Genomic DNA, 22,237 nt, shown 5'->3' with positions numbered 1-22,237 from the left:
GTTCCCCGCGCCCCTGAAACCCCACCTTCGGGTGCGGACCGTGCCCGCGTCCCGCGCAGTTCCCCGCGCCCCTGGGTGGGTGGGCCTTGGCGGCATGCTCAATCCAGGTGTCCGGCTGCTCGACCCCGGCCCATGCAGGCCACCCCAGCCCGTCCGGCGATTGAGGACGAGCGCCGTTCAGGCGCGAACCGGGGTCTGGGGCGGAGCCCCAGGCAACCCCGCCCTCGGGTGCGGACCGTGCCCGCGTCTCGCGCAGTTCCCCGCGCCCCCAGGTGGGTGGGCCTTGGCAGCGTGCCCAGTACAGGCCACCCCAGCCCGTCCGGCGTTTGAGGACGAGCGCCGTTCAGGCGCGAACCGGGGTCTGGGGCAGAGCCCCAGGCAACCCCGCCCTCCAGCTGCGACCGTGCCCGCGTCTCGCGCAGTTCCCCGCGCCCGTGGGTGGGTCGGCCTTGGCAGGGTGCCCAGTCTCGGCATCCCCAGCCCGTCCGGCGATTGAGGACGAGCGCCGTTCAGGCGCGATACGGGGTCTGGGGCAGAGCCCCAGGCAACCCCGCCCTCCAGCTGCGGACCGTGCCCGCGTCCCGCGCAGTTCCCCGCGCCCCTGGCGGCACTGGCGCCGGGCAGCATGCACGTCCCCAGCCCGTCCGGCGATTGAGGACGAGTGCCCTCAAGGCGCGACACGGGGTCCGGGGCGGAGCCCGGGGGTCAGGCTGGGCTGCCTGAGGTGTAGCGGCGGAGCAGCGGGGACAGGACCAGCACGGACTTCGTCCGTTCCACGTACGGCTCCCCCGCGATCCGCTCGAGCACCCGCTCGAAGTGCCGCATATCGGAGGCGAAGACCTGCACGATCGCGTCCGCCTCCCCCGTCACGGTGGAGGCCGACGCGACCTCGGGATACCGCTCGAGCCCCCGCCTGATCGCATCGGGCGAGGTGTTGCGGCGGCAGTAGATCTCGATGAACCCCTCGGTCTCCCAGCCGAGCGCCGCCGGGTCCACCCGGACCGTGAACCCGGTGATGGCACCCTCGGCCCGCAGCCGGTCGACGCGCCGCTTGACGGCGGGCGCGGACAGACCGATCAGGGAGCCGATGTCGGCGTAGGAGCGCCGGGCGTCTTCGGCGAGCGCGTGGACGATGCGTTCATCGAGGTCATTGAGTCGCACTGCGGGTGGATCACTTCTGTGAGGCGGTGGCCAGCCTGGAACGGCGGTAGCCGTAAGCGAAGTAGATCACGAGACCGGCGGCCATCCAGTATCCGAAGTACTCCCATGTGATTCCGGACAGGTTCCACATGAGGTAGCCGCAGCTGAGGAAGCCGAGGATGGGCACGACCCAACCGAGCGGCACCCGGAAGGTGCGCGGCATGTCCGGGCGCGTCTTGCGCAGGATGACGACGGCGACATTGACCAGCGCGAAGGCGAAGAGCGTGCCGATGCTGGTGGCGTCCGCGAGGTTGCCGAGCGGCACCGCGGCGGCGAGCACACCGCAGAACAGCGACACGGCGACGGTGTTGGCGACCGGGGTCCCGCTGCGCGGGCTGACCTTGGCGAAGACCTTGGGGACGAGGCCGTCGCGGGACATCGCGAACAGGATGCGGGTCTGGCCGTACAGCACGGTCAGGACGACGCTCGCGATGGCGATCACCGCGCAGGCCGCGAGCAGCGTGGCCCAGAAGGAGTGGCCGGTGACGTCCTTCATGATCCCGGCGAGCGCCGCCTCGGAGCCCTCGAACTGCTTCCAGGGGCGCGCGCCGACGGCAACGAACGCGACGAGCACGTACAGCGCGGTGACGATGACGAGCGACAGCATGATCGCGCGCGGCAGGTCCTTCTTGGGGTTCTTCGCCTCCTCGCCGGCCGTGGAGGCCGCGTCGAAGCCGATGTACGAGAAGAAGAGCGTCGAGGCGGCGCCGCTGACGCCGGCCGTGCCGAGCGGCATGAAGTCGTGGTAGTTGCCCGACTTGAAGCCCATGAAGCCGATCACGCAGAACAGCACGAGCGCGGCGATCTTCACACCGACCATGATCGTGTTGATCCGGGCGGACTCGCGGGCGCCGCCCAGGAGCAGGCCCATGGCGAGGACCACGACGATCAGGGCGGGCAGGTTGAATATCCCGCCGTCGCCGGGCGGCGCGGACAGCGCGTCGGGGATGGTGACACCGATCGTGCCGTCGAGGAACTCGTTCAGGTACTGCCCCCAGCCGACGGCGACCGCCGCCACCGAGACGCCGTACTCCAGGATCAGGCACCAGCCGCAGATCCAGGCGATGAGTTCGCCGAGCGTTGCGTATGCGTACGAGTACGAGGAGCCCGCGACGGGGATGGAGCCCGCGAGCTCGGCGTAGGACAGGGCCGAGAAGAGCGCGGTGACGCCGGCGAGCACGAACGAGATCGTGACGGCGGGTCCGGCCTTGGGGACGGCCTCCCCGAGCACCACGAAGATGCCGGTGCCGAGCGTCGCACCGATGCTGATCATGGTCAGCTGCCACATGCCGAGCGAGCGCTTCAACGAGCCGCCCTCGCCCTGGCCACCCTCCGCGACCAGCGTCTCCACCGGCTTGCGCCGCATCAGACCGCGACCGGGGCGCGGGCCCCCGGCATCGGGTGCATCGGTCGAGGGTGGCGCTGCGCCGTGATCCAACACTGAGGTGGCTCCTTATCGCTGCCAATCGGACGGCGGGTGACCGCGACGGTCCAGCCTTCCCCCATAGGGGACATTCCGGGCAGCATGAAGCCTTCCGTGGCCGGTTCCGCCGAGCAGGCGGTCCCCGCCACTCCACGTACGGCGAGAACCCTATGGGGTTCTGGTTCCCGGTCGTAATGCAGCAACCTTGCGCATCGATGGCTGATCATTGCGCTCAAGTGCGACGCATGGGTGTTTGTTGCACATCAACGTTCGATCCGTGCGTACGCCCTGCTCAGGGCCGGGTTCACGGCCCTGAGCAGTGGTCCTGGTCACGGCGCCGCCTTGACACCTCGTCAGCCCTGTTGCAGGGTCGCGCCCCATGGAACTGCACGAGCCGTACGAGCTCGCCGGGCAGCCGGCCGGGGGCTGGCTCGACCCGGCCCCCTACCTGCGCGGAGTCGCCTGGCTCGACTCCGAAGGACGCCCCGTGCGCGCCGATCCCGACGATGTGATGCGGCTGCCGTGGGACACCGGGGAGCGGGCCGCCCTGCCCATCGGGATGCGGATCGAGTTCCTCGCGCGGGGTGCCACGGCGGTGGAGCTCCGCTACCGCGCCCGGGTGCCCGCGGAGGGCGAGGCGCTGCACGATCTCGCGCACACCTTCGCGCTCTGGCAGGGCGAGGAGTGCCTGACCGAGACGACGGTGACGCCGCACGAGGAGGGGCACGTACGGATCCAACTGCCGCGCTCCACCGGCTCGTTCACCATCCACCCGCCGGAGTCGCAGGCGCCGGTGGTGGTCGGGGTGCGGGGGGTCGGCGGCGCCATCGAGCCGGTCGGGCGCCGGCCGCGCTGGCTCGTGCACGGAGACTCCATCACGGAGGGCTGGTGGTCGACCCGGCCCGCGCACTCCTGGCCGGCCGTCGCGGGCCGCAGGCTGGGCCTGGACACCGTGAACCTGGGGTACGCGGGCGGCGGGCGGGGCGAACTCGCCATCGCCGAACAGCTCGCCCGGCTGCCCGCCGACGTGCTCACGCTCGCCTTCGGCACCAACTGCTGGTCGGCGCCGTTCTCGGTGCCCCTGATGTACGAGACGCTCCTGGCCTTCGTGCGGCTCGTGCGCCAGGGCCACCCGACGACCCCGCTGCTCCTGGTCTCTCCGCTGCTCCATCCGGAGGCGGAGGAGACCCCGAACGCGCTCGGTGCGACGCTCACGGAGCTGCGCACCGCCCTGGAGGACGCCGCGCGCACGCTCATGGCGGAGGGCGACGGCCATCTCCGTCTGCTGCTCGGGCACGGCCTGTTGACCCCGGACCACCTCGCCGACGGGCTCCACCCGACCGACGAGGGGCATGCCCTGCTCGGCGCGGCGGTGGCCGAGGCACTCGCTCCGTACGTGCCGGAGCCCCCGCGAGAGGACTCGCGGGGGCTCCGGGCGGTTCGGCGGGAGCGGGGCTAGCTCCAGCTGTTGTGCAGCGGCTTGCCCTCGGCGTAGCCGGCGGCGGACTGGATGCCGACGACGGCCTTCTCCTCGAACTCGGCGAGCGAGGAGGCACCGGCGTAGGTGCAGGAGGAGCGGACGCCCGCGATGATCGAGTCGATCAGGTCCTCGACACCCGGGCGGGCCGGGTCGAGGAACATGCGCGAGGTGGAGATGCCCTCCTCGAACAGCGCCTTGCGGGCGCGGTCGTAGCCGGACTCGTCGCTCGTGCGGTTCTTGACCGCGCGGGCGGAGGCCATGCCGAAGGACTCCTTGTACAGGTGGCCCTCCGCCGAGGTGTGGAGGTCGCCCGGGGACTCGTAGGTGCCCGCGAACCAGGAGCCGATCATGACGTTGGACGCGCCGGCGGCGAGCGCCATGGCGACGTCGCGCGGGTGGCGGACCCCGCCGTCGGCCCACACGTGCTTGCCGAACTTCTTGGCCTCGGCGGCGCACTCCAGGACCGCGGAGAACTGCGGCCGGCCGACGCCGGTCATCATGCGGGTGGTGCACATGGCGCCGGGTCCGACGCCGACCTTGATGATGTCGGCGCCGGCCTCGATCAGGTCGCGCACGCCTTCGGCGGCGACGATGTTGCCCGCGACGATGGGGACCTGCGGGTCGAGGCCGCGGACGGCCTTGATCGCGGCGATCATGGATTCCTGGTGGCCGTGCGCGGTGTCCACGACGATCGTGTCGGCGCCGGCGTCGAGGAGCTGCTTGGCCTTGCCCGCCACGTCGCCGTTGATGCCGACGGCGGCGGCGATGCGCAGCCTGCCCTCGGCGTCGGTGGCCGGGGTGTAGAGCGTCGCGCGCAGGGCGCCCTTGCGGGTCAGGATGCCGGCCAGACGGCCGTCCTTGTCCACGGCGGGGGCGTAGCGGCGGTTGGCGCCGTCCAGCTTGTTGAAGGCCTCGCGGGGGTCGATGTCGGCGTCGAGGAGCAGCAGGTCCTTGGCCATGACCTCGGAGAGCTGGGTGAAGCGGTCGACGCCCGTCAGGTCGGCGTCGGTGACGACACCGACCGGCTTCTGGTCGGCGTCGACGACGACGCCCGCGTTGTGGGCCCGCTTCGGCAGCAGGGCGAGCGCGTCGGCGACGGTCTGGGTCGGGGCGAGGACGATCGGCGTGTCGAGCACGTGGTGACGCGTCTTGACCCAGGAGATCACCTCGGTGACGACCTCGATCGGGATGTCCTGGGGGATCACGACGATGCCGCCGCGGCGCGCCACGGTCTCGGCCATGCGGCGCCCGGCGATCGCGGTCATGTTGGCGACGACGAGCGGGATGGTGGTGCCCGTGCCGTCGGGAGAGGCCAGGTCGACGCCCTGGCGGGAGCCCACCGCGGAGCGGCTCGGCACCATGAACACATCGTCGTACGTCAGGTCGTACGGCGGCTTGATGTCGTTGAGGAAACGCACGTGCTGAACATCCCAGTCGTTCGAGGTGGCCCCAGGCATTTCAGCCAGGGGAAAAGCACGTAGTTCATTGTCCCATGTTCGTACGATTGCGCTGCCCGGACCGATCGTCCAGGGACCGGACCCGGGTCCTAGTGCGATCCTCCTAGTGCGAGGTGCACGGCCAGGGTGCCGCGCGGTCCGGGTCCGGCCGCGCCGTCCAGTACGTCCAGGGCGACGGCCCACTCCTCGGGCCGCCGGGCCGCGTACTCCTGCCAGCGCGTCACGACGAGGAGACGGCCGGGATCGGCCGGGCCCCAGTCGGGGTCGCCCAGACAGTCGGCGAGGGCGTCCCAGTTCCGGCCGAACCAGTCGGGCAGGCGCAGCGCCGTGGCCACGCGGTCCATGAAGGCGGCCTTTCCGGTCACCCCGTCGAGGTCGAGGAGGTCGACGAGCCATCCCGTGGCCCGTACGGAGTCGAACGCGTCGGCCGTCATCGCAGTACCGCCTTGAACGTCTTGTAGTGGTCGCCGGTGTAGAAGAACTCGCCACTCTGCCCGGTGATCAGGCGCCGTGCCCCGCGGTCGCGCGAGCCCGGGGTGTCGACGGTGTACTCGTGGTAGTAGCCGCGCTTGTGCTGCGGCAGGAGCTTCTCGACGTTGCCGAACACCACGCCGTCCCTGCTGTACGGGAACGGGCCGCCCTTGTCGATGAGGACCAGCGTCCTGCGCGCCTCGGCCGGCAGTGAGGCCGCCGGGACCGTGGCCATGCCCTTGGCCCAGCCGGGGGCCGGCGCGGAGGCGGTCGCGGGGTGCGTGGAGCCCGCCGGTGTCGCCGTGTCCTTGCCGCCGCACCCGGCGAGGAGCACCGCCAGACACACGAGGACCGGGGCGAGGGCGAGCCGGGCCAACCTGTTGATCATGTGCCGATGCTCCCATCCGGGGACGCCGCGAGCGAATGCGTGGAGTGATGTTTCCGGGTCACGATGGAGTCATGCTCCTTGCCGACGTGGCCAGAACCTCGGCCGAGATCGCCGCCACCTCATCGCGCTCGGAGAAGTCCGCGCTGCTGGCCCGGCTCTTCTCGGCCACCGAACCCGACGAGGCGCCGCTGGTGGTGACGTATCTGGCGGGGCGGCTGCCGCAGCGGCGCACCGGGCTCGGCTGGAGCGCCCTCAAGGACCGTCCGCCGCCCGCCGCGGCGCCCTCGCTGACCGTCCGGGACGTCGACGAGCGCCTGGACCGCGTCTCGGCGGTGGCCGGGAAGGGCGCGCAGGGCGAACGCAGGCGGCTGGCCGGTGAGCTGATGGCCGCGGCCACCGCCGAGGAGCAGGACTTCCTGGTCGCGCTGATCGTCGGCGAGGTGCGCCAGGGCGCCCTCGACGCGGCGGCCGTCGAGGGGCTCGCGGCGGCGGCCGGGGCGAGCGCCGCCGAGGTGCGGCGCGCCGTGATGCTGGCCGGCTCGCTCGGCACGGTCGCCCGGGTGCTGCTCGCGGAGGGCCCGGCCGCGCTCGCCGCGTTCCGGCTCGACGTGGGCCGGCCGGTGTTCCCCATGCTGGCGCACAGCGCGAAGGACGTCGGCGAGGCGCTCGACCGGCTGGGTCCGTGCGCCGTCGAGGAGAAGCTCGACGGCATCCGCGCGCAGGTCCACAAGGACGGCGATACGGTACGGGTCTTCACCCGCACCCTCGACGACATCACCGAGCGGCTGCCCGAAGTGGTCGCGGCGGCGCGGGAGTTGGCGGCGGAGCGCGCCGTGCTGGACGGGGAGGTGATCGCGCTCGGCCCGGACGGGCGGCCGCGGTCGTTCCAGGACATCGCCGGGCGCGTCGGCTCCCGGCTCGATGTCGCGGGCGCCCGGGAACGGCTGCCGCTCTCCCCCGTCTTCTTCGACCTGTTGTCGGTGGACGGACGGGACCTGCTCGATCTGCCGGTGCGCGAGCGGCACACGGAGCTGGCCCGCATCGCGCCCGGACCCCGGCGCGTGCGGCGGTACGTGGTGGAGGACCCGGCCGACCCCGAACAGCGGCGCGCGGCCGAGGAGTTCGCCGCCGGGACGCTGGAGCTCGGCCACGAGGGCGTGGTCCTCAAGGGGCTCGACTCGCTGTACGCGGCGGGCCGGCGCGGCGCCTCGTGGCTGAAGGTCAAGCCCGTGCACACCCTGGACCTGGTGGTCCTCGCGGCGGAGTGGGGCCACGGCCGGCGCACCGGTTCGCTCTCCAACCTGCATCTCGGGGCGCGCCGCGAGGACGGCTCGTTCGCGATGCTCGGCAAGACGTTCAAGGGCCTCACCGACGCGTTGCTGGCCTGGCAGACCGAGCGGCTGCGGGAGTTGACCGTGGCGGAGGAGCCCTGGGGGGTGCGGGTGCGGCCGGAACTCGTCGTCGAGGTGGCCTTCGACGGCGTACAGAGATCATCGCGGTACCCGGAAGGGGTGACACTGCGGTTCGCACGGGTAGTGCGCTATCGCGAGGACAAGAGGGCCTCGGAAGCGGACACGGTCGCGACGGTCCTCGGTCCCCCACGTTCCCGGCTTCGCTCGGACAGGGAGGGCCCCCCTCGCGACGGAAGGGAATGAACCGGTGGAGCACGGTGACGGCACGGGGCGACTCGAACAGGCACAACGGCGGGCCCAGGAGGCCGGGTTGGCGGCCGCGAGGCTCACCGCGGAGGGGGTCCGGGCGATCGCGCTGACCTGGGTGGACGTGGCGGGCCTCACCCGCGTCAAGGTGGTGCCGACCACCCGGCTGGCCCAGGTCGCGGCGCACGGCGTGGGCATGTCGCCGGTGTTCGACGTGTATCTGGTGGACGACTCGGTCACCACCAGCGCCCACATCGGCGGCCCCGACGGCGACCTGCGGCTCATCCCCGACCTGGACCGGCTCACCGTGCTCGCCGCGCAGCCGGGCTGGGCGTGGGCACCGGCCGACCGGTTCGAGCAGTCGGGCGAGCCGTACGAGGCCTGCCAGCGGCTGTTCGCGCGCCGGATGACCGAGCGGGCCGCCGAGCGCGGCATCGAGCTGCGGATGGGCTTCGAGACGGAGTGGGTGGTCGACCCGCCGCTCGCGGGACCGGCGTACGGGATGGCGCGGGTCGTCGAGCGCTCGCAGTACGTGGGCGACGTCCTTGAGGCCCTTGAGGCGCAGGGGGTGGAGGTGCTCCAGATCCATCCGGAGTACACCCCCGGCCAGTTCGAGGTGTCGGTGGTCCCGGCGGACCCGGTGGGCGCGGCGGATCTCGCGGTGCTGGTGCGCGAGACGATCCGCGCGGTGTCGCTCCGGCACGGGCTCACGCCGTGGTTCGGTCCCGTCGTCGACCCCGAGGGCGTCGGCAACGGCGGCCACCTCCACCTGAGCCTGTGGCGGGACGGGCGCAACCTGTGCCGGGGCGGCGACGGCCCGTCCGCCATGACCGCGACCAGCGAGGCCTTCCTCGCCGGAATCCTCGACGCGCTGCCCGCGCTGCTCGCGATCGGGGCGCCGAGCCCCGCGAGCTATCTGCGGCTCGCGCCGTCGCGCTGGGCCGGCGCCTTCCAGTGCTGGGGGCCGGAGAACCGGGAGGCGGCGCTGCGCTTCGTACCGGGGCCGCCCGGCGCGGAGGGCGCCGCGAACGCCGAGGTGAAGTCGTTCGACCCGGCCGCCAATCCGTACCTCGTGACGGGCGCGGTCATCGCGGCCGGGCTCGCGGGCCTCGACGCGGGTCTGCGGCTGCCCGAGCCGGTGGCGGGCGACCCGGTCGCCTCGGCCGGCGCCCGCCGGCTGCCGGCCTCCCTGCCCGAGGCGCTCGCTCACTTCACGGAGTCGGCGGTCCTGCGCGAGGCGCTCGGCGACGCGCTCTTCGAAGCGATCGTCTCGGTGCGCCAGGCCGAGACGAAGCTCTTCGACGGCCGGACGCCGCGGGAGATCGCCGAGGCCACCCGTGGGAGGTACTGAGTGCTGCCGCTCGTCGACCACCACTGTCACGGTGTGCTGCGCTCCGACCCCGACGCGGCCGCGTTCGAGGCGTTCCTGACCGAGTCCGACGCGCCGGCCGCACCCGGCACGACGTTCTTCGACACCCAGCTGGGCTTCGCCGTGCGCCGCTGGTGCCCGCCGCTCCTGGGGCTCGATCCGCACTGCCCGCCCGAGCGCTATCTGGCCCGCCGCGGCGAGCTGGGCGCCGAGGAGGCCAACCGGCTCCTCCTCGGCGCCACCGGCATCGGCAGCTACCTGGTGGACACCGGACTGCCGGGCGACCTGACCGGCCCGGAGGAGCTGGCCCGCCTGGGCGGTGCCGCGGCGCGCGAGATCGTACGGCTGGAACATCTCGCGGAGCGCACCGCAATGGGGGTACGAGATCCGGACAAGTTCCTGACGGCGCTCGGGGACGCGATCGGCGCCGCCGCGGGCACGGCGGCGGGCTTCAAGTCGGTGGTCGGGTACCGTCACGGCCTCGACTTCGACCCGGCGCCACCGGGCGCGGCGGAGCTGCGCGCGGCGACCGCGGGATGGCTGGAAGCGGGCGCGGGCCGGATCACCGATCCGGTGCTGCTGCGGCACCTGCTGTGGTCGGCGGCCGACACCGGCCTGCCGCTCCAGATCCACACCGGTTTCGGCGACCCGGACCTGAGACTGCACCGGTGCGATCCGCTGCTGCTCACCGATTTCATCCGGGCGGTGCGCCCCACGGGCTGCCGGCTGGTCCTGCTGCACGGCTACCCCTACCACCGGGCCGCCGGCTATCTGGCGCACGTCTACCCGCATGTGTACGCCGACGTGGGGCTCTCGCTGGGGCACACGGGGGCGCGGGCGACCGCGGTGCTCGCCGAGTTCCTCGAACTGGCCCCGTTCGGCAAGCTGCTGTTCTCGACGGACGCGTACGGCCTCGCGGAGCTGTACGTGGTGGGGGCCCGGCTCTACCGGGAGGCGCTCGACCAGCTCCTGAACGGCTGGACGAGGTCCGGGGCGTGGTCGGCGGCGGACGCGGACCGGGTGGCGGCCCTGGTGTCGGCGGGCAACGCCGAGCGGGTCTACGGCGGCTGAGGCGGGAGCACACCGGGGGCGCGGCGCCCCCGGTGGCTCAGACGCCGTCCGGGTCCGCGCGGTTCAGGGCGGGCCGGGGCTTGGGGCCGGTCTCGTTGAGGAGGAAGTCGGCCGCGGCGGTGTCGGTGACGAGGCTGGTGACCAGGCCGGAGCGGAGCACCGCGTCGATGGCGGCGGCCTTGCGCTGGCCCCCGGCGATCGCGACGACCTCCGGGATGCGGCGCAGCCGGTCCGCCTCGACGGTGATGCAGCGCTCGCCCAGGTCGCGGCCGACGCGGCGGCCCTCGGCGTCGAAGAGGTGCGCGGACATCTCCGCGGCGACGCCGAGCGAGGCGTAGTGGGCCCGCTCCTCGTCGCTGAGCATGTCGTGCACGGTGGAGATGCCGGGCTCCCAGGAGCCGATGGACACCGCGGCGACGGTGACCTTGTCGAAGTACTCGAAGGCGCGGGCGATCCCGGTCTGGTTGCGCAGCGCGGCCGCGGTGGCCGGGTCGGGAAGCAGCATCGGGGCGTAGATGGGGTGGGCCTCGCCGCCGGAGACCTGGGCGGCGCGGCGCACCGCCTCGACGGAGCCGCGCTCGGCGGTGCCCGCGTCGTAGACCCCGGTCAGCTGGACCACCGTGCAGGGCGGGAGTCTGTCGAGGGCGGCGGCCATGTGGATGGTGGAGCGGCCCCAGGCGAGGCCCAGCACATCGCCCTCGCTGACCAGCTCGCCCAGCAGGTCGGCGGCGACCTCGCCGAGGTTCTCCGGGTCGGGCGAGGTCTCCTCGCCCTCCGCGGGGGACTCCACGACGACCGCGTGCCGCAGCCCGTAGCGGGCGCGCAGGGCGTCGGAGCGCTCCGCGTCCAGCTCGGCGGGGACACGGATCTCGATCCGCACGAGATCACGTTCCAGGGCGGTCTCCAGGACCCGGGCCACCTTGAAGCGGCTCACGCCGAACTCCTCGGCGATCTGGATCTTGGACTTCCCCTCCAGGTAGAAGCGGCGGGCCATGGCCGCCGCCTGCACCAGCTCCGCGGGTCCCATCCGCAGGGCTGACCGACCCGCCGACATTGCAGACACCGCGATCTCCTCACTGCTGTTCACAAACTGCTGTTCACGCACCGGACTCGCTGTTCATCCTGTCAGATACAGCGGTCCTTGATCAGCCCCGAAGGGTTCCGTTCATTCAGTGGCGGCTCAGTGTGCGCATGCCCAGGGTGCGCCCGCCGTCGCCCGTTCAGCCAGGGAACGCAGGCCCCGCACGGCTTCGGCCGGATCGTCGGCTCCGTAGACGGCGGATCCGGCGACGAAGACATCGGCTCCGGCCTCGGCGCAGCGCTCGATCGTGGCGGCCGAAACGCCTCCGTCGACCTGGAGCCAGAGTTCAAGTCCGTGTTTGGCGATCAGCTCACGGGTCCGGCGGATCTTCGGCAGCATGATGTCGAGGAAGGACTGGCCGCCGAAGCCGGGCTCGACCGTCATGATCAACAGCATGTCGAGCTCGGGGAGCAGGTCCTCGTACGGCTCGATCGGGGTGGCCGGCTTCAGCGCCATCGAGGCGCGGGCGCCCTTGGCGCGGATCTCGCGGGCGAGGCGCACGGGAGCGGCGGCGGCCTCCGCGTGGAAGGTGACCGAGCCGGCCCCGGCCTCCACGTACTGCGGGGCCCAGCGGTCCGGGTCCTCGATCATCAGATGGCAGTCGAGCGGCGTGTCCGTCGCCTTGCTCAGGGATTCCACGATCGGCACGCCGAGCGTGAGGTTGGGCACGAAGTGGTTGTCCATCACATCGACATGGAGCCAGTCGGCGCCCCTGACGGCCTGGGCCTCGTCGGCCAGCCGGGCGAAGTCCGCGGAGAGGATGCTGGGGTTGATCTGAGCCATGCCCCAAGCCTGCCATGCCCCGGGCGACTTGCCTGCCACGGTGCCGGACGAAGGCGGTACGGATCCGCGCCGGGCAGGCGATCCTGCCGTTCCCGCCGCGCCCCGGCGCATGATCCTCCGCCCGCGCGGCCGGCCACCGCAGCCCCTGCGGCGCGGCCCCGGCCCGGCGGCGGCCAAACCGTGATGCGCTCAACTGCCGTACGGGGACGGGCAGTTCGCCTCCGTCGCCGTGTGTGCACGGGAGGCGACGCGCAGCGTTCGGCGGGCGGTGGCGCCCCGGGTCACCGGGGCGCCGGCGCCCGCGTCAGGCGCTGCGCCTCAGGAGCGCCAGATACATCGCGTCGGTGCCGTGCAGATGCGGCCACAGCTGCACGTCGGGGCCGTCGCCGAGGCCGGCGACGCCGGGCATCAGGGGGCGTACGTCGATCCACTCGGCCTCGATGGGCTCGGCGCCGCCGCGGCCCTTGAGGACGTCGTCGACGACGATCCGGGTCTCGGCGAGGTGCGGCGAGCAGGTGGCGTAGCCGACGACGCCGCCGACGCGGACCGCGGAGAGCGCCTCGCGCAGCAGCCCGCGCTGGAGCGGCGCGAAGCCCTCCAGGTCCTCGGGGCGACGGCGCCAGCGGGCCTCGGGGCGACGGCGCAGGGCGCCGAGCCCGGAGCAGGGCACGTCCATCAGGACGCGGTCGAAGGAGCCCGGCAGCCACGGCGGGCGGGTGCCGTCGGCGGCCACGACCTGGTAGGGGCCCGGGTTGCCGGCGAGCGCGCGCTCGACCAGGCGGGCCCGGTGCGGCTGCTTCTCGGAGGCGAGCAGGGCCGCGCCGCGCCCCGCGGCGAGCGCCGCGAGCAGGGCGGCCTTGCCGCCGGGGCCGGCGCAGCCGTCGAGCCACAGCTCGTCGCGGCCCTCGACGGGGGCGTTGGCGAGGGCGGCCGCCACCAGCTGGCTGCCCTCGTCCTGGACACCGGCCCGGCCCTCGCGCACGGCGTCCAGCGCGCCGGGCTCGCCGCCCTCGGCCATCCGCACGGCATACGGCGACCAGCGGCCGGGCAGCGCGGCGTCCTCGCCGACCGCGTCGAGGAGTTCCTCGGTGGTGGATCGTCCCGGACGGGCGACCAGGGTCACCTCGGGGCGCTCGTTGTCGGCCTCCAGGAGGTCCTCGATGCCGGCCCGGCCGCCGCCGAGGGCGTCCCACAGCGCGGAGACGATCCAGCGCGGGTGGGAGTGGACGACCGCCAGATGGTCCTCCGCGTCGTCCTCGTAGGAGGGCGCGACCTTCTCCAGCCAGCCGTCGAGGTCGTTCGCGGAGATCTTGCGCAGCACGGCGTTGACGAACTTGGCCCGCCCGTCGCCGAGCACCACACGCGCCAGCTCCACGCTCGCCGAGACCGCGGCGTGCGTGGGGATGCGGGTGCCGAGCAGCTGGTGCGCGCCGAGCGCGAGCACATCGAGCACCGGCGGGTCGACCTCGCGCAGCGGCCGGTCGATGCAGGCCGCGATGACCGCGTCGTACGTGCCCTGGCGGCGCAGCGTGCCGTAGACCAGCTCGGTGGCGAGCGCCGCGTCCCGGGTGTCGAAGGTGCCGCCCTCGCGCGCCTTGCGGAGCAGCGGGGGCAGCACGAGGTTGGCGTAGGCGTCGCGCTCGTCGACGGCCCGCAGCGCCTCGAAGGCGAGGATGCGGACCGGGTCCTTCTTGGGACGGCGGTACGGCTTGCCGGTCTTGCCCCCGTTGGGGTTCGGGCTGCGACGTGGCGAATCGTTCACGTGAAAGGTGCTCCGCTGATCAGATGGGGCGAACCCTCTCAGCGTACGTCCGCCGCCCCCACGCGCTCACCCGGGGCGATGCGCACCCCGCGGGCCCAGTCGGCGCCGCGCATCGGCTTCTTGCCCTGCGGCTGGACCCAGAGGAGCTCCACGGCGTGCGAGCCGGTGCCCACGTACACGTTGTTCTTGGCGACGGAGAGCTCGCCCGGCGCGAGGTCGGTGCGGTCGGTGACCAGGGCCGCCTGGATGAGCTTGAGGCGCTCGCCGCGGAACACGGTCCACGCGCCGGGCGCGGGGGTGCAGCCGCGCACCACGCGGTCGACGCGCAGCGCGGGCGCCGACCAGTCGATGCCCGCCATCTCGACGGTGATCTTCGGGGCGAGCGAGATCCCGTCGGCGGGCTGCGGGACCGCCTTCAGCGTGCCGTCCTCGATGCCGTCCATGGTGGCGGCGAGCAGCCCCGCCCCGGCGAACGCGAGACGCGTGAGCAGGTCGCCGCTGGTGTCCGTGGGCCGGACCTCCTCGGTGACCGTGCCGTACACCGGGCCCGAGTCGAGCCCCTCCTCGATGAGGAAGGTGGCGGCGCCGGTGATCTCGTCGCCCGCCATCACGGCGTGCTGCACGGGCGCTGCCCCCCGCCAGGCGGGCAGCAGCGAGAAGTGCAGGTTGACCCAGCCGCGCGCCGGGATGTCGAGGGCCGCCTTGGGCAGCAGCGCCCCGTAGGCGACGACCGGGCAGCAGTCCGGGGCGATCTCGCGCAGCCGGGCCAGGAACTGCTCGTCCCGTGGCTTCGCGGGCTTGAGCACCTCGATGCCGGCCTCCTCCGCGCGCTCGGCGACGGGGCTCGCCACGAGGCGCCGGCCGCGTCCGGCGGGTGCGTCGGGCCGGGTGACGACCGCGGCGACCTCGTGCCGACCGGAGGCGATCAGGGCGTCAAGGGCGGGAACGGCGACCTCGGGGGTGCCTGCGAAGACGAGCTTCACTGGGAGTTACCTCGCTTTGTCGAGAGCAGCGTCTCAGTCTATGGGCCGGTGGGGTACGGGCGTACGCCCAGGTGCGGCACCGGCGGTCGCGGCGTACGCGCAGGTGCCGCGGGGGTGCGGGGCGGGGCGGGCGGCGCCCGGGTGGTTCCGTCCGGCAGGGGCGCATGAGTGCTCGTGCGCCCTGTGCATATGCCCATACGCCCCCGCAGCGTGACCACAACAGCGGGTAGCGCGTTGGTCAAGAGAGATTGACCCCGACCGGGCCGCTCGTGCGGCCCGCGCCCGTCCAGCACCCGCACCACGTCAACACGGCACAGCTCGGCATTACGCAGTATCAGTACCGTTTTCACCCTTCCTTTCATCGCCGGTTCGAGAGGCTTGCCCATGGCCGACCACGCAACCCACGACGCCCAAGCGCGGGCCAGCCTGCACCTGTTGGTGCGGGACATCGAGCGGGTCCGCCGACAGGTGGACGCACTGCGCACCCTCACCGCGCAGCTGGGCAACGTCTACCGCCCGCGCCGCTCCGGCCCCTCCACGGGCTTCGTCGTGTACGGGCGCGCCCCGGCGCCGACCGTACGGCTCGCCCAGGAACTGCGGGACAGCGTCGAGACGCTGGTGACCGCCGCCGTGGACTTCGACCGCTCCCTCGGTTTCTCCTGGGACGCGGTGGGCTCCGCGCTCGGCGTCACCAAGCAGGCGGTGCACCGCCGTTACGGGTCCCGCCGGCCGGCCGCTCCGGCCGCGGGCCAGGCCGAGGCGGAGCGCCCGGCCGAGACCGCGGTGACCCGCACCCTGCCGCCGCTGCCGCCCATGGCCCCCATGCCCGCGGTTCCCGCCGCCCGTTCGATGCCGCCGCAGCCGACGGCGAGCAGCCAGTCCCTTCGCGAGGAGGTCCGCACCAGCGCGTTCCCCGGGCCCCGCAACGGCTGACCCGCCTCCCGCCCCTTCGTGCCCTCGCGTCCGTACATCCGCGAGGGCACAGCCGTGTGCGGCGGCCCGCCGAGGCACGGCCCCTCGGCCCGACCGGGCCCTGCCTGACCGAACCCGACCGGGCCTGGGCCTGGCCGCTCAGCCGATGTCCGGCGGGTCGATCCTGAGGCGCACCGGGTCTCCGCCGCCGCGGGCCAGGCGCGCGGCCTGGGCCGCCTTGAGGGCGGCGGCCAGCGCGGCGCCGCTGCCGGGCGGCACCCGCACCAGGGCCCGCTCCCACTGCTCCCCCACCGGCGCGTCGCCGGGCCTGCGCGGTCGGCCGGGATCGCTGACCGGCAGCGGGACGGGCCCCAACACCTGTGCTTCGGGCGGGAGTCGGGCCGCCTTCAGGAAGGCCTCCACGGCTTCGGGGCGCCCGATGGCCTCGGCCATCCGCGAGACCGGCGGGAAGCCGAGCTCGGCGCGCTCGGCCAGCTCGCGCAGGGCGTGGCCGACCGGGTCCCAGCGGACCAGCGCCTGCACCGGGCGCAGGGTGGGCTCGGCGACCACGACCACGGTGCCGCCCTCGTCCTGCCCCCGCACCAGGGAGGCCGCCGTGATCCAGCGCCGCAGCGCCTCCTCGCCCGCCCTCAGGTCGGGCCGGCCGAGCATCGCCCAGCCGTCGAGCAGCAGCGCCGCCGCGTAACCGCCCTCGGCGACGGGCTCGGCGCCCGGCGTCGAGACCACGAGGGCGGGCTGGGCGGGCACGCTGTCCAGGACGTGATCGCGCCCCGAGGTGCGGACCGGCACCGCGGGGAAGGCGCGGCCGAGCTCCTCCGCGGTGCGCCGGGCGCCGACGATCTGGGCCCGCAGCCGGTGGGCGCCGCACTCGGTGCAGTGCCAGTCGGCCTCGGTCGTGCCGCACCAGGCGCAGCGCAGGGCGTGCTCGTCCGGCGCTTCCAGGGGGCCCGCGCACCGGCCGCACCGGGCGGGTGCCCGGCAGCGCGCGCAGGCGAGCCGCGGCGCGTATCCCCGCCGGGGCACCTGGACGAGAACCGGGCCGTGCTTCAGGCCCTCCCGGACGGCCTGCCAGGCGAGGCTCGGCAGGCGGGCCGCGCGGGCCGCCTCGTCGCGCGCGAGTTCGCCGTCGCCGACGGTGCGCACCAGGGGCGCCGCCGCGCGGGCCACCGTACGGTCGGCGACGAGCGGCGCGGCCCATCCGCTCTGCACCAGCTGGGCGGCCTCGACGGTGCAGCTCGTGCTGCCCAGCAGGAAGGCGCACTTGTCGTGCGTGGCGCGCAGTTCGAGCACCTCGCGCACGTGCGGGAACGGGGCGTTGTCGTCGCTGTGGCTGGAGTCGCCGTCCTCCCACACCACGACGAGCCCCAGGTTGTCGACGGGGGCGAACATCGCGGCGCGGGTGCCGACCACGGCCCGCACCGCGCCGCGGCGCACCGCGAGCCACTGCCGGTAGCGCCGCTCGGGGCCGGAGTCGGCGGTGAGCAGCGCGTGCCGGCCCTCGCCGAGCAGCTCGGTCAGCGCCGCGTCGACCCGGCCGGCACTGCGCCCGTCCGGCACGACGACGAGGGCGCCCCGGCCCGAGGCGAGGGTCGCTGCGACGGCGCGCGCGATCTCGTGCGCCCAGTGGGGGCCGGGCAGCGCGGTCCATACCGCCCGGGGCGCCGCCCCGCTCCCCAACGCCCCGATGAACGCGGGCCCCTGGGCATACCTCTCCCAGGTCCCGGGCTCAGGCCGGGCGGGCGGCGGGGACGGTTCGGGCGACGGCTTGGCCTCGGCGCGGGCGTTCCTCGGCGGGACCGCGAGCTGGAGCACGTCCGCGAGGCTGCCCGCGTACCGGTCGGCGACCGCCCTGGCGAGCGCCAGGGTGTCCGCGCTGAGCACCCGCTCCGGCGATACGACACTGGCCAGCGCGGCGAGCGGACCCGTGTAGTCCGAATCGGCACGCCGCTCGACGAGGAACCCGTCGATCAGCCCGCCGCCCTCGCGCCGCCCGCCCCGCACGTTGCGCGACCCGGCCCCGAAGCGCACCCGGACCCGCACGCCGGGCTGCGCGTCGGCGTCGAGCTCCTCGGGCACGGCGTAGTCGAAGAACTGATCGAGGTGCAGCACCCCCTTGTTCACCACGACCCGGGCGACCGGCAGCTCCTTGGCGAGCGCGGCCCCCCGCCAGGTCCGCGGCTTGGCCTTGGGCACCTTGGCCTTGCGCACCGTCTCCCGAATGAGCGCAAGCTGCTCCGGCCCCGCACCCTCGGCGTCCCCGCCCTGCCGTTCGTCCTCGCTGCTCACAGCCAAATTCCTACCAGACCGGACTGACAACGCCGGCCGACGGACGGCCCGGAGCGCGCACGAGGGCCCCGGACCGAACCCGGTCCGGGGCCCTCATGAGGTGAGGTGTCGTGCCTACAGGCCCGCGGCCTTGCGCAGCGCGTCCACGCGGTCGGTGCGCTCCCAGGTGAAGTCGGGGAGTTCGCGGCCGAAGTGGCCGTACGCGGCGGTCTGGGCGTAAATCGGGCGGAGCAGGTCCAGGTCGCGGATGATCGCGGCCGGGCGCAGGTCGAAGACCGAGGTGATCGCCGTCTCGATCTTCTCGTTGTCGACCGTGTTGGTGCCGAACGTCTCGACGAACAGACCCACCGGCTCGGCCTTGCCGATCGCGTACGCCACCTGGACCTCGCAGCGCGCGGCCAGACCCGCGGCCACCACGTTCTTGGCCACCCAGCGCATCGCGTACGCGGCCGAGCGGTCCACCTTCGACGGGTCCTTGCCCGAGAACGCGCCACCACCGTGCCGGGCCATGCCACCGTACGTGTCAATGATGATCTTGCGGCCGGTCAGACCCGCGTCACCCATCGGGCCGCCGATCTCGAACCGGCCCGTCGGGTTCACCAGGAGGCGGTAGGCGTCGGTGTCCAGCTTGATGCCGTCCTCGACGAGCTGCTTGAGGACGTGCTCCACGACGAACTCGCGGATGTCCGGCGCGAGCAGCGACTCCAGGTCGATGTCGCTGGCGTGCTGCGTGGAGACGACCACCGTGTCGAGGCGGACGGCCTTGTCGCCGTCGTACTCGATGGTGACCTGGGTCTTGCCGTCGGGACGCAGGTACGGGATGGTGCCGTTCTTGCGGACCTCGGTGAGGCGGCGCGAGAGCCGGTGCGCGAGGTGGATCGGGAGCGGCATCAGCTCGGGCGTCTCGTCGCAGGCGTAGCCGAACATCAGGCCCTGGTCGCCCGCGCCCTGCTTGTCGAGCTCGTCCTCGTCGCCCTCCACCCGCTTCTCGTAAGCGGTGTCGACACCCTGCGCGATGTCCGGGGACTGGGCGCCGATGGACACCGACACGCCGCAGGAGGCGCCGTCGAAGCCCTTCTTCGAGGAGTCGTAGCCGATTTCCAGGATCTTGTCGCGGACCAGCTGGGCGATCGGCGCGTACGCCTTGGTGGTGACCTCGCCGGCCACGTGCACCTGGCCCGTGGTGATGAGGGTCTCCACGGCGACGCGGGAGGCCGGGTCCTCGCGCAGGAGCGCGTCGAGGATCGTGTCGCTGATCTGGTCAGCGATCTTGTCGGGGTGACCTTCGGTCACAGACTCCGAGGTGAAGAGACGACGGGACACAACGCTCCCTGGGGTTGCAGCGGCTGCTGGCTGATCATGGTAGGTCGCGCCGGGAGCTGCGCCCGGCGGCGTTCCGTGGACCAGTTTATCGGTCGGTTCTGTTCGATGGACCACGTGTCTCGCTCCGTGGAGTCCGGAGATCTCCGGATCTGGTCGTCGCGAGGCGTTGCGGAGGGTCGGGGCGGCGCCCGCCGCGGGGCCGCGGGGGCCCCGGACGCGGTCCCGAGGGGGTCAGTCGCGGTCCCGCGAGGCGGCCCCGGATTGTCCGAAACGCCGGCCCACCAGATCCCACACCGTGTCGGCGAGGGCCTCCTTGGGACCGTACGGCACCGGGGTCTCGGAGCCGTCGGCGCCGAGGACGACGGCCTCGTTCTCCTCGGAGCCGAACGTCTTGCGCTCGCCGACCTCGTTGACGACGAGCAGGTCGCAGCCCTTGCGCCGGAGCTTGAGACGGCCGTTGGCCAGGACGTCGTCGGTCTCGGCGGCGAAGCCGACGATCAGCTGGTCCGGGCGGGCCCGGTCGGCCGAGATCTCGGCGAGGATGTCCGGATTGCGGACGAGGGCGAGCGGGGCCGGCTCCTCGCCGTCCTTCTTCTTGATCTTTCCGGCCGCGTACGCCTCCGGCCGGAAGTCGGCGACGGCAGCCGCCATCACGACGGCGTCGGCCTCGGGCGCCGCCTTCAGGACCGCTTCCCGCAGCTGTACGGCGGTGCCGACGCGGATCACGTCCGCGCCCGCCGGGTCCGGAAGCCCGGTGTTGGCCTCGATCAGGGTGACCCTGGCCCCCCGCGCCACCGCGGTCCGGGCGAGCGCGTACCCCTGCTTGCCGGAGGAACGGTTGCCGAGGTAGCGGACCGGGTCGAGCGGCTCGCGGGTGCCGCCGGCGCTGATCACCACATGCCGGCCGGCCAGGTCCCGCTCGGCGCTCCCCCGTGCGAGCACCCGGCGGCACACCTCGAACAGCTCGCCCGGGTCGGGGAGCCGTCCCTTGCCGGTGTCGACGCCCGTGAGCCGGCCGACGGCGGGCTCCACGACGACGGCGCCCCGTCGGCGCAGCGTCGCCACGTTCTCCTGGGTGGCGGGGTGCTCCCACATCTCGGTGTGCATGGCGGGCGCGAAGACGACGGGACAGCGCGCGGTGAGCAGCGTGTTGGTGAGCAGGTCGTCGGCGAGGCCGTGGGCGGCCTTGGCCAGCATGTCGGCGGTGGCCGGCGCCACGATCACGAGGTCGGCCCCCTGCCCGATACGGACGTGCGGCACCTCGTGGACGTCCGACCAGACCTCGGTCGAGACGGGGTGGCCGGAGAGCGCCGACCAGGTCGCGGCCCCGACGAAGTGGAGCGCCGACTGGGTCGGCACCACCCGGACGTCGTGGCCCGACTCGGTCAGCCGGCGCAGCAGTTCGCACGCCTTGTAGGCGGCGATGCCGCCGCTGACCCCCAGAACGACCTTCGGCTTGGCCATCGGAAAACTCGCCTCTCCCCGCGCGCTGTCATCTTCGGACTGCGTGTGTGTACCCATGACACACCACAGGCCCGGCAGTCGCGCTGCCGGGCCTGTGGTGGAACGAATGTCGCCTACGCGGCTGACTACTGGGCGGGGCCCTCGATGGCCTCGGACGTCAGCAGGCCCGCGTTGATCTCGCGCAGTGCGATCGAGAGCGGCTTCTCGTGGACGTGCGTGTCCACGAGCGGGCCGACGTACTCCAGGAGACCCTCACCGAGCTGCGAGTAGTACGCGTTGATCTGGCGGGCACGCTTGGCCGCGTAGATCACCAGGCTGTACTTCGAGTCGGTTGCCTCGAGGAGCTCATCAATCGGAGGGTTGATGATGCCCTCGGGCGCGGTAATGGAAGAGGACACTCTCTGCCTTCCGATGGGGATCGAAGATGTGAGCTGCGTCGATGATCTGGTGATCCGTGCCGGGTCCGTCGCTGGTGAGCGACTGACGTCACACGTCTCGATCAAACAACTCGCATCAAGGCTAGCAGCTCGCGGGCCACGTCCTCGACCGAGGTGTTCACCAGCGTCGTATCGAACTCGGCCTCGGCGGCCAGTTCCACCTTCGCGGCGGTGAGCCGGCGCTCGATGACGTCGGGCGCCTCGGTGCCCCGGCCGGTGAGCCGGCGGACCAGTTCGTCCCAGCTCGGCGGCGCGAGGAAGACGAGCTGCGCCTCGGGCATCGACTCGCGCACGAGCCGGGCGCCCTGGAGGTCGATCTCCAGGAGGACCGGCTCGCCCGCTTCGAGGCGTTCGAGGACGGCGGCGCGGGGGGTGCCGTAGCGGTTGCCCGCGAACTCCGCCCACTCCAGCAGTTCGCCGTTGGCGACGAGCTTGTCGAACTCCTCGTCGCCCACGAAGAAGTACTGCACGCCGTGGCGCTCGCCGGGTCGCGGCTTGCGGGTCGTCGCCGACACCGAGAGCCAGACTTCGGGGTGAACCTTGCGCATATGAGCGACGACCGTGCTCTTGCCGACCCCGGAGGGGCCGGAGAGCACGGTCAGCCGCGGACGTGCGTCCGGGGGTACGGGGGTGGTCCCCCGGGGTGTTGCTGCCATGCGGCGATTATT

19 protein-coding genes are annotated in these 22,237 nt (G+C 73.2%); 5 read left to right on the top strand and 14 right to left on the bottom strand.

Going from position 1 to position 22,237, the window contains the following annotated elements; all coding sequences use genetic code 11:
* Positions 1-705: 705 nt before the first annotated feature.
* Both OOJ98_RS09995 and OOJ98_RS09990 read right to left on the bottom strand, forming a co-directional pair.
* The gene (locus tag OOJ98_RS09995) at positions 706-1,161 is read right to left on the bottom strand and encodes an Lrp/AsnC family transcriptional regulator (RefSeq protein ID WP_261714895.1); all 456 of its coding nucleotides are present in this window, start codon (positions 1,159-1,161) and stop codon (positions 706-708) included.
* Between the two features lie 10 nt (positions 1,162-1,171).
* Complete coding sequence (locus OOJ98_RS09990) at positions 1,172-2,641, bottom strand: amino acid permease (RefSeq protein ID WP_267054262.1); 1,470 nt, start codon at positions 2,639-2,641, stop codon at positions 1,172-1,174.
* A gap of 361 nt (positions 2,642-3,002) precedes the next feature.
* Between OOJ98_RS09990 and OOJ98_RS09985 the strand changes: the two genes are divergently transcribed.
* Positions 3,003-4,082 (top strand): GDSL-type esterase/lipase family protein, encoded by a 1,080-nt coding sequence (locus OOJ98_RS09985; RefSeq protein ID WP_267054261.1) that lies wholly within the window; start codon positions 3,003-3,005, stop codon positions 4,080-4,082.
* Here OOJ98_RS09985 and OOJ98_RS09980 read toward each other — a convergent pair.
* From OOJ98_RS09980 to OOJ98_RS09970, 3 genes are all read right to left on the bottom strand, one after another.
* Positions 4,079-5,560 carry a GuaB1 family IMP dehydrogenase-related protein gene (locus OOJ98_RS09980; RefSeq protein ID WP_267054260.1) on the bottom strand — a complete coding sequence of 494 codons (1,482 nt, stop codon included), beginning with the start codon at positions 5,558-5,560 and terminating at the stop codon, positions 4,079-4,081. The genes OOJ98_RS09985 and OOJ98_RS09980 overlap by 4 nt on opposite strands.
* Positions 5,561-5,649: 89 nt before the next feature.
* Positions 5,650-5,994 (bottom strand): barstar family protein, encoded by a 345-nt coding sequence (locus OOJ98_RS09975; RefSeq protein ID WP_267054259.1) that lies wholly within the window; start codon positions 5,992-5,994, stop codon positions 5,650-5,652.
* Positions 5,991-6,419 (bottom strand): ribonuclease domain-containing protein, encoded by a 429-nt coding sequence (locus OOJ98_RS09970; RefSeq protein WP_267054258.1) that lies wholly within the window; start codon positions 6,417-6,419, stop codon positions 5,991-5,993. Before OOJ98_RS09970 ends, OOJ98_RS09975 begins: the two co-directional genes overlap by 4 nt.
* 71 nt (positions 6,420-6,490) lie before the next feature.
* Between OOJ98_RS09970 and OOJ98_RS09965 the strand changes: the two genes are divergently transcribed.
* The 3 genes from OOJ98_RS09965 to OOJ98_RS09955 all read left to right on the top strand — a co-directional run bounded on the left by OOJ98_RS09965 (position 6,491) and on the right by OOJ98_RS09955 (position 10,517).
* Positions 6,491-8,074, top strand: coding sequence for an ATP-dependent DNA ligase (locus tag OOJ98_RS09965; protein ID WP_267054257.1), 1,584 nt, complete (start codon positions 6,491-6,493; stop codon positions 8,072-8,074).
* 67 nt (positions 8,075-8,141) lie between these two features.
* Complete coding sequence (locus tag OOJ98_RS09960; RefSeq protein WP_267055583.1) at positions 8,142-9,428, top strand: glutamine synthetase family protein; 1,287 nt, start codon at positions 8,142-8,144, stop codon at positions 9,426-9,428.
* The gene (locus OOJ98_RS09955) at positions 9,429-10,517 is read left to right on the top strand and encodes an amidohydrolase family protein (RefSeq protein WP_267054256.1); all 1,089 of its coding nucleotides are present in this window, start codon (positions 9,429-9,431) and stop codon (positions 10,515-10,517) included. It abuts the gene before it with no gap.
* Between the two features lie 37 nt (positions 10,518-10,554).
* On the opposite strand, the gene OOJ98_RS09950 is transcribed toward OOJ98_RS09955, so the two are convergent.
* The 4 genes from OOJ98_RS09950 to fmt all read right to left on the bottom strand — a co-directional run bounded on the left by OOJ98_RS09950 (position 10,555) and on the right by fmt (position 15,126).
* Positions 10,555-11,604, bottom strand: a complete 1,050-nt coding sequence (locus OOJ98_RS09950) for a sugar-binding transcriptional regulator (protein ID WP_267054255.1) — start codon at positions 11,602-11,604, stop codon at positions 10,555-10,557.
* 93 nt (positions 11,605-11,697) lie between these two features.
* Complete coding sequence (rpe, locus tag OOJ98_RS09945; protein WP_267054254.1) at positions 11,698-12,381, bottom strand: ribulose-phosphate 3-epimerase; 684 nt, start codon at positions 12,379-12,381, stop codon at positions 11,698-11,700.
* 304 nt (positions 12,382-12,685) lie between these two features.
* Positions 12,686-14,143 (bottom strand): RsmB/NOP family class I SAM-dependent RNA methyltransferase, encoded by a 1,458-nt coding sequence (locus tag OOJ98_RS09940; RefSeq protein WP_267054253.1) that lies wholly within the window; start codon positions 14,141-14,143, stop codon positions 12,686-12,688.
* Between the two features lie 38 nt (positions 14,144-14,181).
* On the bottom strand, positions 14,182-15,126 hold the full coding sequence (fmt, locus tag OOJ98_RS09935; protein ID WP_267054252.1) for a methionyl-tRNA formyltransferase: 945 nt from the start codon (positions 15,124-15,126) through the stop codon (positions 14,182-14,184).
* A 384-nt stretch (positions 15,127-15,510) separates the two neighbouring features.
* Between fmt and OOJ98_RS09930 the strand changes: the two genes are divergently transcribed.
* Positions 15,511-16,059 carry a hypothetical protein gene (locus OOJ98_RS09930; RefSeq protein ID WP_267054251.1) on the top strand — a complete coding sequence of 183 codons (549 nt, stop codon included), beginning with the start codon at positions 15,511-15,513 and terminating at the stop codon, positions 16,057-16,059.
* 138 nt (positions 16,060-16,197) lie between these two features.
* Here the strand turns inward: OOJ98_RS09930 and OOJ98_RS09925 are convergent, their stop codons facing one another.
* From OOJ98_RS09925 to gmk, 5 genes are all read right to left on the bottom strand, one after another.
* Positions 16,198-18,345 carry a primosomal protein N' gene (locus OOJ98_RS09925; protein ID WP_267054250.1) on the bottom strand — a complete coding sequence of 716 codons (2,148 nt, stop codon included), beginning with the start codon at positions 18,343-18,345 and terminating at the stop codon, positions 16,198-16,200.
* A 114-nt stretch (positions 18,346-18,459) separates the two neighbouring features.
* Positions 18,460-19,668: a methionine adenosyltransferase gene (metK, locus tag OOJ98_RS09920; RefSeq protein ID WP_267054249.1), complete on the bottom strand. Its 1,209-nt coding sequence runs from the start codon at positions 19,666-19,668 to the stop codon at positions 18,460-18,462.
* A 231-nt stretch (positions 19,669-19,899) separates the two neighbouring features.
* Positions 19,900-21,132: a bifunctional phosphopantothenoylcysteine decarboxylase/phosphopantothenate--cysteine ligase CoaBC gene (gene coaBC / locus OOJ98_RS09915; protein WP_267054248.1), complete on the bottom strand. Its 1,233-nt coding sequence runs from the start codon at positions 21,130-21,132 to the stop codon at positions 19,900-19,902.
* 125 nt (positions 21,133-21,257) lie between these two features.
* Positions 21,258-21,530 carry a DNA-directed RNA polymerase subunit omega gene (rpoZ, locus tag OOJ98_RS09910; protein ID WP_005319902.1) on the bottom strand — a complete coding sequence of 91 codons (273 nt, stop codon included), beginning with the start codon at positions 21,528-21,530 and terminating at the stop codon, positions 21,258-21,260.
* A 101-nt stretch (positions 21,531-21,631) separates the two neighbouring features.
* The gene (gene gmk, locus OOJ98_RS09905) at positions 21,632-22,225 is read right to left on the bottom strand and encodes a guanylate kinase (RefSeq protein ID WP_267054247.1); all 594 of its coding nucleotides are present in this window, start codon (positions 22,223-22,225) and stop codon (positions 21,632-21,634) included.
* Between the last annotated feature and the right edge of the window lie 12 nt (positions 22,226-22,237).

Source organism: Streptomyces sp. NBC_00083, from assembly GCF_026343295.1.
Classification (GTDB): Bacteria; Actinomycetota; Actinomycetes; order Streptomycetales; family Streptomycetaceae; genus Streptomyces.
This window is presented reverse-complemented; position numbering and strand designations above follow the sequence as displayed.